Source organism: Dokdonia ponticola, from assembly GCF_042653865.1.
Lineage (GTDB): Bacteria > Bacteroidota > Bacteroidia > Flavobacteriales > Flavobacteriaceae > Dokdonia > Dokdonia ponticola.
The window spans coordinates 120,231-138,254 of the sequence record NZ_JBHSFV010000007.1 but is presented as its reverse complement, the minus strand read 5'-3'; the positions used below and the strand labels follow the sequence as shown (position 1 = coordinate 138,254).

Genomic DNA, 18,024 nt, shown 5'->3' with positions numbered 1-18,024 from the left:
CTCATCTTGCTTGGCTTTCTTTATGCACTAAATTTAAATAATAGTACACACCAAAAAATCAAACGGGGTCGCGAGTGCACTACACAAACGAATCAACGGAATCTCAATCGAGCGGTTTACACACTTCTACTCATCTTGCTTGGCTTTCTTTATGCACTAAATTTAAATAATAGTACACACCAACAAATCAAACGGGGTCGCGAGTGTACCACACAAACGAATCAACAGAATCTCACTCGAGCGGTTTTTACACTTCTTCTCATCTTGCTTGGCTTTCTTTATGCACTAAATTTAAATAATAGTACACACCAACAAATCAAAACGGGGTCGCGAGCGCACTACACAAACGAATCAACATAATCTCACTCGAGCGGTTTTTACACATTCTGTCTCATCTTGCTTGGCTTTCTTTATGCACTAAATTTAAATAATAATACGCACCAAAAAATCAAAACGGAGTCGCAAGCGCACCACACAAACGAATCAACGAAATCTCAATCGAGCGGATTATAAATTCCTTCTTATCTTGTTTATAAAGTTTTGATTATAAAATTTCGCGAACCTGCCTCCCCGGCAGGCAGAAGCGTATAAAAAAAGCCTCCTTTGTTTTACTAAAGGAAGCTTTGATAAATTAAGCGTATTCATATAGTCCTCTAATAGGAAAAAACAGTTTCTCCTTTGGCTTCTTGATCTTTAAATCGAACCACCAGATCTAATGCATCTGGAATAACATCACTACACAAAATAATAAGAGACCCTTTTTTGGCATTATTTGCGGCAAAAGTAATCGCCTCTTTCTCAGACGGAATAATAGTCGTCTTTTTGTTGGGATCTTTTGCCATGATACCATCGTTCAGCATTTTAATTAGTTCTTCTTCCGTTTTCCCTCTGAGACGTTTGTCTTGACGGATAATGACTTCATCAAACATTTCTGCGGCGATCATACCCATCTCATTATTATCTTCTACGCGTCGATCACCAATACCTGCGATGATCCCCACCTTATATGAATGATCTAGATTCTCTGTGAATTTTTGTAAAGCTCGCATCCCTGCTGGATTATGCGCATAATCGAGAAGAATGGTGAAGTTCTCAAATTCAAATATATTTAAGCGCCCAGGGGTTTGAGAAGCAGAAGGAATAAAGGTCTCTAAAGCTGCTTTCATATCCTCTATGCTAATTCCTCTAATATTTGCTGTAAGAATGGCGGGAAGCACATTCTGAATCATAAAGGTCGCTTTTCCTCCATACGTAAGCGGAATATCTTCAACTTTCATAATTCGCATCTTCCAAGTACCTCTACAAATGGTTACATAGCCATTTTCATAAACAGCTGTAATACCTCCTTTACGTTGTAGTGCTTGGATTCTAGGATTATTCTCATCCATAGAGAATAAAGCCAAATTACTATCAATATTGCGACGCATATCGTATACAAGATCATCATCGGCATTTAAAATAGCATATCCATCAGGGAGGACTGTTTCTGGAATGACACCTTTTACGCGTGCTAGTTGCTCAACAGTATGTATTCCTTTAAGCCCTAAATGATCGGCAGCAATATTAGTTACGATTCCGATATCACAATTTTTAAATCCAAGTCCAGCTCTTAATAAGCCACCTCTTGCTGATTCTAATACCGCAAAATTCACTGTAGGATCTTTCAATACAAACTCTGCACTTGCAGGTCCTGTACAATCACCTTTCATTAATAATCGGTTTTGGATATATACGCCGTCACTTGTAGTATACCCTACCCTATATCCACTCATTTTTGCAATATGAGCAATTAATCGTGTCGTTGTCGTTTTTCCATTGGTTCCGGTGACAGCGACAATAGGTATTCTACCTGTATCGCCTTGTATGGGAAATAATTTATCAATCACTGGTGCTGCTACATTTCGAGGTAATCCTGTGGTTGGAGCTAAGTGCATTCTAAATCCAGGTCCTGCATTCACTTCAAGTACAGCCCCTCCCGTTTCTGACAAAGGTTTTGTAATATCATCTGTCATGACATCGATACCGCAGATATCCAGATCAATGATTTTAGAAATTCGCTCTGCCATAGAGACATTCGCTGGATGCACAATATCAGTTACATCTTCGGCAGTCCCACCCGTACTTAGGTTGGCAGTATCTTTTAAAACCAATCGTTCCCCATCTTTCAATACAGAATCTACGGTATATCCTGCATCTTTAATAATAGTCTTGGTGAGATCATTAATCGTGATCTTTGTGAGTACATTTTCATGCCCAAAACCTCTACGCGGATCTTCATTTACTTTATCTACAAGCTCTGTAATTGTAGATTTCCCGTTTCCTATCACATGTGCTGGGGTACGGATTGCGGCTGCCACAAGTCTATGATTAATGACGAGTAATCTGTAGTCTTCACCAGTGATATATTTTTCTACGATAACTCTGCTAGACACTTCTTTTGCTGCATGAAAAGCAACGAGTGCATCGTCATAATTTGTAATATTTACTGTAATTCCTCTCCCATGATTTCCATCTATAGGTTTTATTACTAGCGGATACCCTACATATCGACATGCATCTTCAAGACTTCGCTCTCTGCTTATGATATCACCTCTTGGCACCTCTACCTCAGCTTGTTCCAGCAGATATTTAGTATCTTCTTTATCACAGGCAAGTTCTACACCGATACTACTCGTCTCACTAGTGACTGTGGCTTGTATTCTTTTTTGATTAGCGCCATATCCTAATTGACACAGTGAATATTTATTCAATCGTATCCAAGGAATTCCTCTACTTGCTGCCTCCTCTACAATAGAACCTGTACTTGGTCCTAATCTTTCCGCTTCTCGCAACTCCCGCATTTCTTGTATATCATCTGCAAGATCATAAGCCTCTCCTTGAATGAGCGCTTCACAAATACGAACAGCAGCTTTTGCAGCATACCTTCCTACACTTTCTTCTATGTATGAGAAAACAACATTATACACTCCTTTTTCACCGTAATCTCTGGTTCTTCCAAACCCCGTGTCCATATCTGCTAATGTCTGAATCTCTAAAGCGATATGCTCTATGATATGCCCCATCCAAGTTCCTTCTTCTACACGCTGAAAAAAACCTCCAGGCTCCCCTACAGAACAACGGTGTGAGTACATCGTAGGAAACATTGTTTTTAAACGCTCTAAAAAACCATCAATGGTATTGGATGGTCGCTCTTCCATCTCTTCTAAATCCAAGACCATTACAATTAATTTATGACGTCGCACAGACCAATAGTTTGGACCTCGCATAGCGTTAATTTCTCTTATTTTCATATATAGAAGGTTAGGTTGATTATAAATAATTCGTATCCTATAAATATATACTTTTTCAAGAACATTTACCGTATTTTTGCAAACTGCTAAAAACAAAATATGGCTAAAGGAACATTAATTCCCATCGGAGGAAACGAGGACAAAGGGAACACCCAAAATGAACAATATACCCTTGAGTATGTTCAAGATGGTATTCTCTCTAGAGTTGTTAAAGAAAGTGGAGGCCCTGAAGCATTAATCATTGTGATTCCTACAGCTTCTAGTATTCCTGTAGAAGTAGGAGAAAATTATCTAAGTGCCTTTGACAAATTAGGATGTACCAATGTTCATGTAATGGACATTCGAAAGAAAGAAGATTCAGAATTAGCTGAAAACATAGCACTGATCAAAAAAGCAGATTGCATCATGTTCAGTGGTGGAAATCAATCTAAGATCACAAAAAAGATTGGACACACTACCATCCATAAGATCCTTATAGATCGTTATGAAAATGATCATTTGGTCATTGCAGGCACCAGCGCTGGCGCCATGTGCATGTCTAAAGAAATGATCACCGGAGGAAGCAGTACAGAATCCTTTATCAAAGGAGCCGTGGGCATGGGAGAAGGCATGGATTTTATCTCAAATCTGATTATTGATTCTCATTTTATTAAAAGAGGTCGATTTGGGAGACTTGCCGAAGCAGTCGCAAAATTCCCGAAACATTTTGGGATAGGCCTCGCAGAAGATACTGGACTAGTCATTAAAAATGGGCATACCTTTGAAGTAATCGGTTCTGGAATGGTGATTCTTTTTGACCCTACAAAACTCAAACATAACAATGAGAGTGTACTAAAAGAAGGCACGCCTATGTCACTGGTGAATTTAAAAACGCACGTCCTTGCTAATGGAGATCGCTTTAATTTTAAAAAAATGAAAATTAAGGTACTTCCTCTAGAAGCTTCTTTTGTGTAGTTTTGGCCTTTGGCTTTTATGCTGGATGCTGGATGCTGGATGCTGGATGCTGGATGCTGGATGCTGGATGCTGGATGCTGGATGCTTAAAGTTTATTTTTTATAAATGGTAGTACCCGATTAAAATTCACATTCATATAATTAGATCTTTTATCTTTTTGAGGTTTAAAAAGTACTCTTTATAAATCACTAACGCTTGATTAAAACCCACACACATTTATTAGACCAGACAGCTCGCAAATAATTAACGATGAAGTCTTACGTCTTATATCTAAAAGCGAAGCGGTCTTACGTCTTCGTCGGATACGGCTATTTATAGATAGAAATCTCAGTAGTCCCAAAAGAGTCTTTTTTGGCTCTATACATCCCTTCTGTATTAAAAGGCATAGCAATATTACCATGAACATCTATGGCAATAAGACCACCATCACCTCCTATGGTTACTATTCGTTTTTGAATCACCTCATCGGCAGCTTCTTGTAGAGTGAGGCCTTTGTATTCCATTAGACACGAAACATCATAGGCTACAACCCCACGAATAAAAAACTCGCCACTCCCAGTACAACTTACCGCACAAGTCTTATTATTGGCATAATTTCCGGCTCCGATCATAGGGCTATCTCCTACACGCCCCCATTTCTTATTGGTCATTCCTCCTGTAGACGTTGCAGCGGCAATATTCCCATGATAATCAAGTGCAACGGCTCCAACAGTACCAAATTTGTGGTCTTTTTTATCACTGTGATCCAATTGAAAACGATCACTGTCTTTTATCTCTAGCCATTGTTTGTATCTCAAATCATCATGAAAATAGGTCGGATCTTCTAGCGCAAATCCCTGCTCATCTGCAAATCGCATGGCACCGTCTCCTGCAAGAAATACATGTTCACTTTTTTCCATCACATCCCTTGCTAGAGAAACAGGGTTCTTAATTCCTGTAATTAACGACACCGCACCCGCATTTAAGGTTTCCCCTTCCATAATCGCAGCATCCATCTCGTGCGTACCTTCGGCAGTAAAAACACTTCCCTTCCCTGCATTAAATAATGGTGAATCTTCGAGTGATCTTACAGCGACTTCTACTGCCTCTACAGCCGTTCCGTCACCTTCTAGAACTGCATATCCTTGTTCTAAAGCAAATGCAAGTGCCTCCTTATAACGTTTCTCTTTTTCTTGAGTCATCGCACCTTTGAGTAGCGTTCCAGCACCTCCATGTATAGCAAGAGCAATTGGTTTCATAAGTCTTTATTTATGGCATGAAAAATACAAATAGCTTTTTGATTATGGTCCCTTGATCTATAAATATGTAGGGAAGTTTTTTCAACTTATCAACAGTGTTGCCATTTCTGACTTCAACTCCTTACATTTGGGTTACCTAAAAATTCCGCTTTCGCGAAAGCTCATACAGCGCCATAACCTGATCCAATGATATCTATGGAAAAGTGTTCGCAATGAGCAAGCTTTCGCGAACCTGCCTTGCCGGCAGGCAGGAGCGTAAAAACAACGATCGTGACCAATACCGAAGAGAATACTCAAAAAAGACTTTTTTTACTAGATGCGTACGCCCTTATTTTTAGAGGTTATTATGCGCTAATTAAAAATCCGCGAATTACCAGTTCAGGAATGGATGTAAGTGCCATTATGGGCTTTACCAATAGCCTTTTTGACGTCATCCGAAGAGAACGACCTGACCATCTTGCTGTTGCCTTTGATAATGGAGGGAGTAGTGCACGCGTCGAAGCTTTTCCTGAGTACAAAGCAAATCGTGATGCCACTCCGGAAGCGATAAAAATTGCGGTTCCTCACATTAAAGAAATCCTTAAAGCCATGCACATCCCTATCGTAGAACGGGAAGGTGTAGAAGCCGATGACCTTATAGGAACACTTTCTAAACAAGCCGAAAAAGAAGGGTATAAAGTCTTTATGGTAACCCCAGATAAGGATTATGCCCAACTGGTTTCTGACAATATATTTATGTACAAACCTGCCCGTATGGGAAATGGGATTGAAATTTGGGGAATCCCCGAAGTACAGAAACGCTTTGAAGTGGAGCGTCCGGAGCAGGTGATTGATTACCTCGGAATGATGGGAGATGCCAGTGATAACATCCCTGGCCTTCCTGGAGTAGGTGACAAAACAGCCAAAAAATTTATTGCTGAGTACGGCTCTATGGAAGGTTTGCTCGCCAATATAGATAAGCTGAAAGGCAAAATGAAAGAAAAGGTAGAAGCCAATGCAGAGCTTGGCCTTCTTTCAAAACAACTAGCGACTATAATGCTGGATTGTGATGTGGTTTTTGATGCCAAAGACTACGAACTCTCAGAGCCCGATGCCGAAGCAGTAGGTAAGAAATTTGAGGAATTGGAGTTTAGACGTATGAAAGATCAGTTTGTGAAGATCTTTTCTGAAGAAGCAACACCCACACCTACCGCAACAGCTACCAAAAAACAACCTGCTAAACCTTCGGCAGGGGAAGGACAATTTTCGTTATTTGGCGGAGATGGAGATGCTATCACAGAAAGTATGGAGGCTGCATCAACACGCAAAACCATTAACGATACTCCTCATTTTTATCAAATGGTAGATAGTCCGCTTTCGCGAAAGCTATTCCTAAATAACCTCCTCCAGCAAACTTCTGTTTGTTTTGACACAGAAACCACCGGCCTTGATCCGCTTACGGCAGAATTGGTAGGAATTGCCTTTTCTTGGGAAGTCGGCAAAGGGTTTTACATCCCATTTCCAGAAGATAGAGAGGAAGCAAAAGCACTGATCCAAGAGTTACTCCCATTTTTTGAAGCAGAAGGAATTGAAAAAATAGGTCAGAATTTAAAATACGATCTTAAAGTTCTTGCTAAGTACGATGTAACCGTCAAAGGAAAATTATTTGACACCATGCTCGCGCATTACCTCATCAATCCAGATATGCGCCATAATATGGATGTATTGTCTGAAACCTATCTTAACTATACTCCCGTTTCTATCACGGAGCTTATTGGAAAGAAAGGAAAGAATCAACTTTCTATGAGAGAGATACCGCTAGACCAGCAAACGGAATATGCGGTAGAAGATGCAGATATCACGCTACAACTTAAGAAGCATTTTGAAAAAGAATTGGATGAGGCAGGAACGCGCAAATTGTTTGATGACATTGAAATTCCGTTGCTACGTGTTCTAGCAGCTATGGAGTTAGAAGGCATTAATCTTAATGTCGATTTTCTTAACCAATTATCTAAAGAATTAGAAGCAGATATCACCAGATTGACTTCAGAGATTTATGAAGCCGCAGGCGAAGAGTTTAATATTAGTTCTCCAAAACAACTAGGAGAGATTCTTTTTGATAAAATGAAACTGGTCGACAAACCTAAGAAAACAAAGACGGGACAATATTCTACCGCAGAAGATGTACTCTCGTATCTTGCCAAAGATCATGAGATTATTCAGAAGATTTTGGACTACAGAGGTCTTGCCAAATTAAAGTCTACCTATGTAGATGCGCTCCCCACACAAGTTGGGGTAGATCATCGAGTACATACCGATTATATGCAAACAGTAGCTGCTACAGGACGTTTAAGTTCCAACAATCCAAACCTTCAAAACATTCCAATCCGAACAGAAAGAGGGCGTGAAGTACGTAAAGCGTTTATTCCACGTGATGAAAACCACACCCTACTCGCTGCCGATTATTCTCAAATAGAATTACGTATTATTGCTGCGTTGAGTGAGGAAGAAAATATGATTCAGGCGTTCCAAAATGGAGAGGATATTCACGCCTCTACCGCCGCCAAAGTGTTTAATGTGCCGCTAGAAGAAGTCACCCGCGAACAGCGTAGTAATGCAAAAACCGTCAACTTTGGGATTATTTATGGAGTTTCTGCCTTTGGATTGAGTAATCAGACAGATCTCTCCCGTGCAGAAGCCAAAGAATTGATTGATACCTATTACAAAACCTATCCAAAATTACGCAACTATATGAGCGAGCAAGTCGACTTTGCGCGTGAAAATGGCTATGTGAAAACGGTATTAGACAGACGTCGTTATTTAAAAAATATCAACTCAGGAAATGCCATCGTAAGGGGTGCTGCCGAGCGTAATGCTGTGAATGCTCCGATACAAGGAAGTGCCGCTGATATTATTAAACTTGCGATGATCAACATTTACAACAAACTAGAAAACAGCGATTATAAAACCAAAATGCTCTTACAAGTGCATGATGAATTGGTGTTTGACGTTCCCAATGACGAAGTAGACATCATGAAAACCCTTATCAAAACCGAAATGGAAAATGCTTTTAAAATGTCAGTACCACTGGATGTAGAAGTTGGATTAGGACACAACTGGCTGGAAGCGCATTAAGGAAGGACGAGGTGGGAAGTACGAGCAACGAATGACGAGGTGGGAAGTACGAGCGACGAGATTTGAATTATAAGATAAAAGAGTATAGAATATAGAGCATAGACTTATTATGGATGAGTTGTTTTCGCTTTCGCGAAAAAGAAAACCGCAGTTTTTTTTGGAGTAATAGTGGACAGGTTTACATACTCCTACCTAACATCGAGAGAAGTTATCTACACTACTATTAATATGAGCAACGTTCTAAATCTAGAGGTTGTTTTTAAATAAGTAACATTTCCTGCCTATGGTTTTATACCATTCTAAATTTTATAGTGTCTAGCGATTTCTAAAGCGATCTCCTTATTCTCTTTGCCTGTATTTGTGGTTCTACCGCTATTTGGCGGGACAATATCATATACAATACCATCCTTTAGAATCAGGAGTTGGTTGGTATTGGTTATGAAAACAGCCTGCTCCCCAAAGCCTTCTATTTTATGATAGAGTGCTGGATTTCTCTCTGGGTTATATTGCCAAAAAGGATCTTTTTGTTTGGCTGTCCAAGCGGCAACTTGTCCTTTCCAAAACTCATATTCCTTCTTACCATAAAATAACTTTACGTCACAATGCAAAATCCCACCATTCCCATTACTGACAGGTGCTATTTTTATATCAACACCATCAGGATTGTATTTCATAATCATCTCTCTAGGAAAATCAGTACAAAGTCGTTGGCTTATAATCTGTGCTTCGGCTTCTTTATCTGAATTTTTAGTATCTGCTGTCGCTTGTTGCTCATTTGTATTTGTATTTGCATCAACATTATTGTCTTTATTCCCCATGCATGCAGCAAAAACGAAGGTTATACTGACTATCCATACTATGTATTTTATATGTCTCATTGTAATTTTTTTTAATTGATATATCCTGCAGCTTTTGCTATGGCAATAGCCACTTCTTTATAATTTCTATTTTTAGCAACCTCGCGTGTATTCATCCTGTTTTTTAAAGGGTATATACTTAAAGTATATCCTTCAAACTTTATTTTAAGTTCGGTTTTACGCTCATTCCATACCGCAGCTAGACCCATATCCTTGATCCATTCTGAAGATTTTGATATCGATTTATTTAAGGCCCAAGCCTCTTGCCACTCCACTCCATTACCAGCGGCTTTTGCCACATCATAAGCGGTTTCATCTTGACCGATTTCGCATTGAATGTTCATAGAGCCTCGTAACCACTGAAAATCACTCTCACCATCTTTGATGAAAAAAGTACATATAGGTGCTGAATTGGGCGCTCTTCGGTCTGATTTTGAAATATCCTCAAAGACTACCATATCTTGGGATACTTGATACATAGAGGCAATATCGCTAGCTGACATATTCTCGCAGGCACTCATCTCTTTAAAATAATGAATGAGATTGCCTTTAAAGTTCTGATTAACGAAGCCTGTGTCATTTATTTCTGAAACATTGACCGCTTTTCTATCTCCAATACAGGCTGTAAAAGAGATCGCAACCCATAGTAAGCATAGATATTTTGATAGATTCATAATTAAATTTTTATTTGGATTAAAATGGTTTTTAGATATTTGATGGTGCGTTACACGCTTCTGCTTACTGTAAAAATTAGAACATCTTTTTATACTCCTTTGGATTGATGACTTTGCTTATATCGTCATTTATCTTGATTGTTTCACTCTTCATACTTCCTTCTTTGGAGGTAATCGTGTACTCCATGATGTGTCCTGGTAAGACTTCTTTATTTTGCACAAACCAATTAGGTAAATTCACATCTGGCGCCACCCATAAATTCATTTTTGTATCCGCGTCAGACATTGTGTATTCATAACAAGTAGCCCCTAAGATAGTTTTTGTATTACCTGTTTTTGTGAGTTTGGAGTAATCGTATTTTTCCATTTGATCCGATGGATTATTCATTTGTTGATTCCCCATCATTTGAGAAGATATTTGCATTTTCATGCCCGAGGTTTCCGCAAAAATGTGAGCATTTCCGTTATCCATCACAACAATAGATTCTCCACCCACTTCCTCATCAGAATAGTCACTCATGTTTGCTTTAATACCCATGTAATTGGCATTAGGATTGAGCAAATAAGAGATCTCATACGATTGGTTATCTTCTGATGTGGTTACTTTTACAACGGTTTCAAATGTAAACTCGTAAATCCCTGGAGTTGCCGTAGTAATTGTAGGTTTTGGGATGGCAAATTCGCTACTGTTTTGAGTAGTCGTATCTGATTTTTTTATCGTGGTATTATCTATAAATTTGGGGGAGTTACCATCAACGGCGCCTTTTACGGTAGCTTCAAAAAAGGTTTCTGTATAATCACCGTCCTTGTTACTTTTTCGTAGAACTTCGCGGAGGCTTGCTTTCCCTGTAAAGGAAATTTGGATAGCACCATCTGTGAGAACATCCACACTTACTTCCCCTTTCGAAACATCATAATTTTGATAATCATCAGAGACCGCTGGTCTAAATTGATTTCCTGTTTTCCTTCCGTAAGACAACTGCGGATCGTATCCTAATGTAAGTGTTGCCTCTTCGGGTATGCTAAATGTTTGGCGTTCGTTTTTTGAACGATTATCCCCATCATGCTTTAGATTTTTTGACGTTTCAATAATGAGATTAAATCCATCATAAATATCTGCTTCGTGAGACCACCAATTCCCATTCATCTGATAGCCATCATCTGTTTTAATGACTTTAACTTGACTTAGCTCATCTATTTGTACCACACCAAATTTTTTAGAATGCGTAATTAACATCATCCCAAAATCTTTTTCTTTTAGAGAAGATATCACTTCTTTGTCCCTCTCGTCTGCTTCCTCTTCTTCTGTATCTTTTGGGTCAATTTTATTCTCAATGCTTTTTTTTATTCGCTTTAAAAGCTGAGCTTCTGCTGTTTGAAATTGACCTAAAAAACAAAGAAGAATAACTAGTTTTAATGTGATTTTCATGATCTGATGTGTTTAATTACATTCCTTAATGTTAGAACTCTTAAATTGTTAACAGAAATTTCAAAAAAAAATTAAACCAGTTTGCGCGATATCCAAGTTCTTTCCTCAATTTCATGAAAATAAGGCTCGATATGACTACAGAACTTTTATCAACGTAGCACTTTGTTTTAATCTAAAAAAGTGAGAACAATTATAGAATACAGCATCTAGACTTAATATAGGTTCGTAGGTGGTTTATACTTTCGTGAAAGTAAATATTGTATCTGGCTTATAAAACACATAATTAGAACAATACTCTTAATCGTAAATATCACATAAATCACCCATCCATTTTTAGTGTAAGAGAAAGAGCAATAGCCATGTAACTCTTACAATATATCAAGACTAGTAGAAACGGCTGCATTTTATTTATATTTACGCAAAACTAATCATCACTATTTATGGAAGGACTCTTTACCCTAGACAGCTTATTTACGTTATTAATGCTAGTACTATTACAAGTGGTATTAGGATTTGACAATCTTTTATACATCTCATTAGAATCCAAAAAAGCACCTGCAGATAAGCAAAGCTATGTGCGTAAACTTGGCGTAGGAATGGCTATTGTATTACGTATTATATTACTTTTTATACTCATGTCCGTCATACAGTATTTCCAAAATCCTTTCATCTCTTTACATGGCAACGGCATTTTAGAATTTGAATTTAATGTGCACAGCCTTATTGTTTTGGGTGGGGGTGTCTTTATTATCTACACCGCTATTAAAGAGATTTGGCACATGATGCTCCTCAAAGAACACGAGGCGACAGAAGTTAAGAAAGCATCCGTAGGGAAAATCATCTTCTGGATTGTAATTATGAATCTCGTATTCTCTTTTGACTCTATTCTAAGCGCTATGGCACTCACGAGTGATATGGAAAGCTTCAAAGGACAAGTCATCTTAATGTCTATCGCGATTATAGCAGGAGGTATCCTTATGATTGTCATGGCAGATAAGGTCTCTAACTTCCTTCAAAAAAATAGAATGTACGAAGTATTAGGTCTTTTCATTCTTTTGATCGTAGGGGTCATGTTACTCTCTGAAGGTGGTGAAATTGGAAAATTAGAGCTTTTTGGAAACCCCGTGACACACATGAACAAAACCACCTTCTACTTTGTCATCATCGTACTCGTGCTTGTAGATATTGTGCAAGGGAGATACCAGAAAAATTTACTGAAAGCAAAAGAAGAAGGCGATAGTCATTAATAATTTGCTTTCGCGAAAGCGAACTTCACACTAAGCCCGTTAAAACATAAAAGCACGGTTTAAAAATAAAACCCTTTTATGAGGTAATACTAAAAGGCTATTTTTGATGTATTAGAATAGCCTTTTAGCATGTAATTAATAACCTATGGTTTATAAAACAAACCGATACGTCCACTTGACTAAGAATGTATTTCTAATTTGTTGCCCCAAAATTTGTTGATCTGCAGCATCAAAAAGACTCGCATCTGTACTACTGTTTCCCTCGATTCCTTGAGACCAAACTAAGAATAGTTCTGATCCTGGAATGTATTCCCAACGCATCACTAAGTTGGATCTAAATTGCACAAAATTGAAATCTGGATCTCCAAAAGAATAATCAGCGGTACCATCTTCATCCTCGTCTATAACATACGATCCATTTTGAAAATCAATTTGATTGTTGTTATATAATGTAACACGATCGCTTAAAAGTTCTGCCTCGCTATTGGCGGCATAATTAAACTTTGTATAGCGCCCTTTTGCAATAAAGGGTTGTGCGTAGTATTGTATGGTCAGATTCGGATTGATATTATAGTTCACACGTAAGGTTGTGCTTAAGGTCTGTTGATCTATTTCACCTGTAATGTATCGTCTTCCAAACTCAGCAGGCACATAGGCCGCTTGAGACACATATTGTGTTTTATTAGGATTGGACTCGTATTCTGTCGACAGATTCAGACTCAATGCATCTAACGGTTGCCAATTAAAGCGTACCACATATCGTCTTAATTGAAAATTACTTTCTCGCGCTTGAGAATACACATATCCCAATACGGCTGAAAACTTTTTACGTTGATCTGTCCCACTAAAAAGAAATCCAAAATTCTCATCACTAAAACGCCAACGAGGTCCTCCTCGCAAAAACGTATTGATAAAAATACGCGGTTTATGCCCAAAGCCTACTTCGGTAAACCAATTGTTGATCCAATTGACCTCCGCTTGCATATCGTATTGAATACGGTTGTAATTTCCTTGAAAATCAAAGGTGGTAAATTGATTTACATTAATCTGCGCACGACGATACCAGCTGGTGGGTTTTAAAAATAACCTACGTAACCAAGCACTTTGCCTGATTTCATCGGCTTGTCGTAAGAAGCCAATATCATTCAATTCTAATTCTGGAGATCGCCAGGCAAGACTGTTCCCATAACGCCAGTTACCACCTCCATCCTTACCAATAGCAATACGACCTCCCGTTCCTGTAAGCGACGTTCTTGTAGGATCTACTTCGACGTGATCTGCATCTACCCTATTAAATAAATGCTGTATAGATTGTTGTGTATTTGTAATAGCTGCTTCAGATCCTGTGACATTACTAAAAAGGAATTTACCATCTATAAAATAATTACGATTTTGCCACGTATGCTGTGCATCTATACCTCCAGTGAGCGCTTTATCGTGAAGAAATGGCAAGTTTTGGTCTAGTGTTCGGTCTGTATATGTCAGTAACCCTCCCACGAAAGAATTACGATTATTCAAATCTTTTTGCAAGCGCACCACGCTATAAAGGGTCAAAGGCTCCACCAATTCTTTCCTATTGGTTCCTAAGTTTCCTTCTTCTGCCAACCCATCTCTTATTTCTGGACGTTCATCTAATTTTATTTCTGAAAACTCATTGGCGGTAATACTTTGTAATGCTCCGATAGACCAACCATCTTTTGTTTTTCCACTAAATTTAGCCGCTCCCAATATGGTGGAGTTAATAGGAATGTCCTGAAACTCACCTTTACTTCGATCGGCTGTTGAGAATCCTTGCGGACTACGCCCTATACGCCTAGAGAAAAACAAATTATCCTGACTTCCATTGAGTCCTAATTGAAAAATATTGGCATTCTCCACAAAAAACGGTCTACGCTCTTGAAAGAAAATCTCAAAGCCATCCAGAGCAATAGCACCAGGATCTGCATCTACTTGTCCAAAATCAGGATTTACCGTAAGATCCAACGTAAGATCATTTGTAATACCAATTTTGGCATCGATCCCTCCATTTAACCTAAAATCATCTCCATCTCTAAAAGGATTGCCTGGTTCTTTCTCAAAGGTATCATACTGCGCTACTAAGAAAGGCTGTATTTCTAATTGTTTTTGTGGTTCTATGTTTTTGAGACCCCGCAATTCTCCAAAATTACTCACCCAACCGTTGGCATCTTGAGGAATGCGTTGCCAAACATCACGTTCTTGGTTTCTAAAAAATAATCTATTTACTTGCAACCCCCATATTTGCTCTTCTGATTTTCCAAATTTGAGCTGACTCAGTGGAATTTTTGCTTCGGCAGTCCATCCCTCTTCATCTATATGAGTTGCCGCATACCAAATAGGATTCCAACTGCTATCAAAATTTCCATTATTTGAAATAAACTCATCTCCTTTTACGCCTGAAGCAGAGATGGTAAATGAAAATCCTGACCGGTCATCATTATAACTGTCTATATTAATCTCTACCCAATCCCCTGGGAAGTCATCGCGACGCCCCATACGGCGCTCTATCTTATCTACCTCTGTATCATAGGCACGCCAGGCCACGTATAGAAACTTTTGATCGTACGTGATTTTAAATTTGGTTTGTTGTGCAGGCGCGGTATTCTCGTCAGGTTCATTTTCTACAAAATCGCCCGCCCATTCAACAACATTCCATGCATCTTCGTTGATTATTCCATCTATGATAGGGGCATTACCCGTGTAGGGGTTTGTTGTGTAAACGCGTTTAGGAACGACGGTGCTGGTTTTTGTCGTGTCTGTTTGTGAGTACGCTTTCGCGAAAGCGGACACAGAAATAATAAAAAAAAGAAGAACGGCGCGTTGATAGATGGATTGCATTGATTGATGGTTGGTTGATTGACATCCTAAAAGACTAGTGATTGTTGATGATGTGACAAGTATTTTGTTTTTTTAAGAATACCTTAACATTTATAAAAAATAAATTCTAGGATAAGGCTCAGATAATCACCTTCATTAAGAAGATAAAGACAAAAATAAAAGAATTAAAACGTGTCCTATATATATACCCTATTTTTGGGCTTACAAAAACACCTTAAAATATTGCAAGTTGGCTATTTGTGTAATCAATAATTAATTGTACTTTTGCAGACCGTTTTTATACGGGAAAATTGGAATGTTTAATTTAAATTAATTAGTGTGGACACATTAAGTTACAAAACAGTATCTGCAAACAAAGCTACCGTAAACAAGGAGTGGGTTTTGATAGATGCTGACGGACAAACGCTAGGTCGTATGTCATCTATCGTAGCTAAGTTTTTACGCGGTAAGTACAAAACTGACTTTACACCTCACGTTGATTGTGGAGATAACGTAGTTATCATTAACGCAGAAAAGATCAACTTAACAGGAAGTAAATGGACGGACAAATCATACATCCGTCACACAGGGTATCCTGGTGGGCAGCGTAGTCTTACAGCAACAGAACTCTTCGATAAAGATCCTACTCGCATCATTGAGAATGCAGTAAAAGGGATGTTACCTAAAAACAAATTAGGGAGTGCTTTATTTCGCAATTTAAAGGTGTATTCTGGCGCAGAGCACGGACAAGAGGCGCAAAAGCCAAGAACAATTAATCTTAACGAAATTAAGTAATGGAAGTTATTCACAAAATCGGTCGTCGTAAGACCGCTGTAGCGCGTGTATATGTTTCTGAAGGAAAAGGGAACATTACCGTAAACAAAAAAGACATGGCTACATACTTCCCTACCGCTACGTTACAGTACAAAGTAAACCAACCATTGGTCTTAACAGAAAATGATGGGAACTTTGATATTAAAGTAAACGTATACGGAGGTGGTATTACAGGTCAAGCAGAGGCGATTCGCTTAGCTCTTTCTAGAGCTATGTGTGAGCTAGATGCAGAGAACCGCAGCATCCTTAAACCAGAAGGTTTATTGACTAGAGATCCAAGAATGGTAGAGCGTAAGAAATTCGGACAGAAGAAAGCTCGTAAGAAATTCCAGTTCTCTAAGCGTTAATATTTGCAGAGTTTTGTTGGACTGGTTTCAGCGTCTCTCTACAAATTCAAATTTTGAAATTAATAATAATCAAGATACTGAAACAAGTTCAGTATTTTCAATGTTGTCGTGGCTTGGTTCGCTTTCGCGAAAGTCTGCCTTTGTCGGCAGACAGGCGTAAAAAAATCAAGGTTAGTTTAGCATCTAAACCTCGTCGAGTACGAAGTTGCTAATTTAAGTCCAACGGAACGTAAACTATTACAAAAATGGCAAACAACATAGAAGTAAAAGAATTGCTTGATGCAGGTGTACACTTTGGACACCTCACAAGAAGATGGGATCCAAATATGGCACCGTATATCTATATGGAGCGTAATGGAATTCACATCATTAACTTATACAAAACTGCTGCAAAAATTGAAGAATCTTCTGAGGCTCTTAAAAAAATAGCAGCATCTGGTAGAAAAATACTTTTTGTAGCTACCAAGAAACAAGCAAAAGATATCGTAGCAGACAAAGCTGCAAAAGCAAACATGCCGTACATCACAGAAAGATGGCCTGGTGGAATGCTTACCAACTTTGTAACGATTAGAAAAGCTGTTAAAAAAATGCAAACCATCGACCGCATGAAGCAAGATGGACGTTTTGATACGCTTTCTAAGAAGGAAAAACTACAAATGAATCGTCTTCGTGAGAAGCTTGAGAAAAACTTAGGATCTATTGCAGATATGACACGTCTTCCAGGTGCATTATTTGTGGTAGATATTAAGCGCGAGCACATTGCGATTAAAGAAGCACAAAAATTAAACATTCCAATATTTGCGATGGTAGACACCAACTCTGATCCACGTCAAGTTGATTATCTAATCCCATCTAATGATGATGCTTCAAAATCTATCGACAAGATTGTAGGATATGTATCTGATGCTATTATAGAAGGCCTTGCAGAACGCAAAGCCGGAAAAGATGCTCAGTCTGAAGGAACAGATGCTCCTAAGGCAAAAGCACCTAAAAAGGCAAAAGCTACTCCAGCTCCAACAGAAGCAAAAGCTGCTCCTGCTGCTCCAGTAGAAAAAACTGAACCAGCTAAAGCAGAAACTGCTGCAAGCGAAGAAGAAGAGTAACAAGAAATTTATTAAAGACAGAAGTCGTTTAGTTTTTTTCTTACACGGATTAAATTAAGCGACTTTTTTTAATGTATAACCAATGAGATTTCCGCTTTTTCG

12 protein-coding genes are annotated in these 18,024 nt (G+C 38.6%); 6 read left to right on the top strand and 6 right to left on the bottom strand.

Annotation, left to right across the window (positions count from 1 at the left end):
• Window positions 1-653: 653 nt before the first annotated feature.
• The gene (gene cphA / locus ACFO3O_RS12455) at window positions 654-3,290 is read right to left on the bottom strand and encodes a cyanophycin synthetase (protein WP_379979265.1); all 2,637 of its coding nucleotides are present in this window, start codon (window positions 3,288-3,290) and stop codon (window positions 654-656) included.
• 99 nt (window positions 3,291-3,389) lie between these two features.
• Between cphA and ACFO3O_RS12450 the strand changes: the two genes are divergently transcribed.
• Window positions 3,390-4,244: a cyanophycinase gene (locus ACFO3O_RS12450; RefSeq protein WP_379979263.1), complete on the top strand. Its 855-nt coding sequence runs from the start codon at window positions 3,390-3,392 to the stop codon at window positions 4,242-4,244.
• A gap of 308 nt (window positions 4,245-4,552) precedes the next feature.
• Here ACFO3O_RS12450 and ACFO3O_RS12445 read toward each other — a convergent pair whose 3' ends face one another.
• Window positions 4,553-5,482: an isoaspartyl peptidase/L-asparaginase family protein gene (locus ACFO3O_RS12445; RefSeq protein ID WP_379979261.1), complete on the bottom strand. Its 930-nt coding sequence runs from the start codon at window positions 5,480-5,482 to the stop codon at window positions 4,553-4,555.
• A gap of 270 nt (window positions 5,483-5,752) precedes the next feature.
• Between ACFO3O_RS12445 and polA the strand changes: the two genes are divergently transcribed.
• Window positions 5,753-8,596: a DNA polymerase I gene (gene polA, locus ACFO3O_RS12440; protein ID WP_379979259.1), complete on the top strand. Its 2,844-nt coding sequence runs from the start codon at window positions 5,753-5,755 to the stop codon at window positions 8,594-8,596.
• 299 nt (window positions 8,597-8,895) lie between these two features.
• On the opposite strand, the gene ACFO3O_RS12435 is transcribed toward polA, so the two are convergent.
• The 3 genes from ACFO3O_RS12435 to ACFO3O_RS12425 all read right to left on the bottom strand — a co-directional run bounded on the left by ACFO3O_RS12435 (window position 8,896) and on the right by ACFO3O_RS12425 (window position 11,556).
• The gene (locus ACFO3O_RS12435; RefSeq protein ID WP_379979257.1) at window positions 8,896-9,474 is read right to left on the bottom strand and encodes a hypothetical protein; all 579 of its coding nucleotides are present in this window, start codon (window positions 9,472-9,474) and stop codon (window positions 8,896-8,898) included.
• 11 nt (window positions 9,475-9,485) lie between these two features.
• Window positions 9,486-10,127, bottom strand: coding sequence for a hypothetical protein (locus tag ACFO3O_RS12430; RefSeq protein WP_379979255.1), 642 nt, complete (start codon window positions 10,125-10,127; stop codon window positions 9,486-9,488).
• 76 nt (window positions 10,128-10,203) lie between these two features.
• Complete coding sequence (locus tag ACFO3O_RS12425; protein ID WP_379979253.1) at window positions 10,204-11,556, bottom strand: DUF4412 domain-containing protein; 1,353 nt, start codon at window positions 11,554-11,556, stop codon at window positions 10,204-10,206.
• Window positions 11,557-11,996: 440 nt separating this feature from the next.
• Between ACFO3O_RS12425 and ACFO3O_RS12420 the strand changes: the two genes are divergently transcribed.
• A complete protein-coding gene (locus ACFO3O_RS12420; protein WP_379979251.1) occupies window positions 11,997-12,803 on the top strand; it encodes a TerC family protein in 807 nt (268 codons plus the stop codon).
• Between the two features lie 150 nt (window positions 12,804-12,953).
• Here the strand turns inward: ACFO3O_RS12420 and ACFO3O_RS12415 are convergent, their stop codons facing one another.
• Window positions 12,954-15,659, bottom strand: coding sequence for a DUF5916 domain-containing protein (locus ACFO3O_RS12415; RefSeq protein ID WP_379979249.1), 2,706 nt, complete (start codon window positions 15,657-15,659; stop codon window positions 12,954-12,956).
• A gap of 318 nt (window positions 15,660-15,977) precedes the next feature.
• On the opposite strand from ACFO3O_RS12415, the gene rplM reads away from it, so the two are divergent.
• The 3 genes from rplM to rpsB all read left to right on the top strand — a co-directional run bounded on the left by rplM (window position 15,978) and on the right by rpsB (window position 17,922).
• Complete coding sequence (rplM, locus tag ACFO3O_RS12410; RefSeq protein ID WP_379979247.1) at window positions 15,978-16,433, top strand: 50S ribosomal protein L13; 456 nt, start codon at window positions 15,978-15,980, stop codon at window positions 16,431-16,433.
• On the top strand, window positions 16,433-16,819 hold the full coding sequence (gene rpsI / locus ACFO3O_RS12405) for a 30S ribosomal protein S9 (RefSeq protein WP_299678141.1): 387 nt from the start codon (window positions 16,433-16,435) through the stop codon (window positions 16,817-16,819). The genes rplM and rpsI overlap by 1 nt, the downstream gene beginning before the upstream one ends.
• Before the next feature lie 245 nt (window positions 16,820-17,064).
• Window positions 17,065-17,922 carry a 30S ribosomal protein S2 gene (rpsB, locus tag ACFO3O_RS12400; RefSeq protein WP_379979245.1) on the top strand — a complete coding sequence of 286 codons (858 nt, stop codon included), beginning with the start codon at window positions 17,065-17,067 and terminating at the stop codon, window positions 17,920-17,922.
• Window positions 17,923-18,024: the final 102 nt, after the last annotated feature.

What these genes read in the sequence shown, in the direction of transcription:
- cphA (WP_379979265.1), bottom strand. Translation starts at nt 3,290, where the DNA reads ATGAAAATAAGAGAAATTAACGCTATGCGAGGTCCAAACTATTGGTCT.
- ACFO3O_RS12450 (WP_379979263.1), top strand. Translation starts at nt 3,390, where the DNA reads ATGGCTAAAGGAACATTAATTCCCATCGGAGGAAACGAGGACAAAGGG.
- ACFO3O_RS12445 (WP_379979261.1), bottom strand. Translation starts at nt 5,482, where the DNA reads ATGAAACCAATTGCTCTTGCTATACATGGAGGTGCTGGAACGCTACTC.
- ACFO3O_RS12435 (WP_379979257.1), bottom strand. Translation starts at nt 9,474, where the DNA reads ATGAGACATATAAAATACATAGTATGGATAGTCAGTATAACCTTCGTT.
- ACFO3O_RS12430 (WP_379979255.1), bottom strand. Translation starts at nt 10,127, where the DNA reads ATGAATCTATCAAAATATCTATGCTTACTATGGGTTGCGATCTCTTTT.
- ACFO3O_RS12425 (WP_379979253.1), bottom strand. Translation starts at nt 11,556, where the DNA reads ATGAAAATCACATTAAAACTAGTTATTCTTCTTTGTTTTTTAGGTCAA.
- ACFO3O_RS12420 (WP_379979251.1), top strand. Translation starts at nt 11,997, where the DNA reads ATGGAAGGACTCTTTACCCTAGACAGCTTATTTACGTTATTAATGCTA.
- ACFO3O_RS12415 (WP_379979249.1), bottom strand. Translation starts at nt 15,659, where the DNA reads ATGCAATCCATCTATCAACGCGCCGTTCTTCTTTTTTTTATTATTTCT.
- rpsI (WP_299678141.1), top strand. Translation starts at nt 16,433, where the DNA reads ATGGAAGTTATTCACAAAATCGGTCGTCGTAAGACCGCTGTAGCGCGT.
- rpsB (WP_379979245.1), top strand. Translation starts at nt 17,065, where the DNA reads ATGGCAAACAACATAGAAGTAAAAGAATTGCTTGATGCAGGTGTACAC.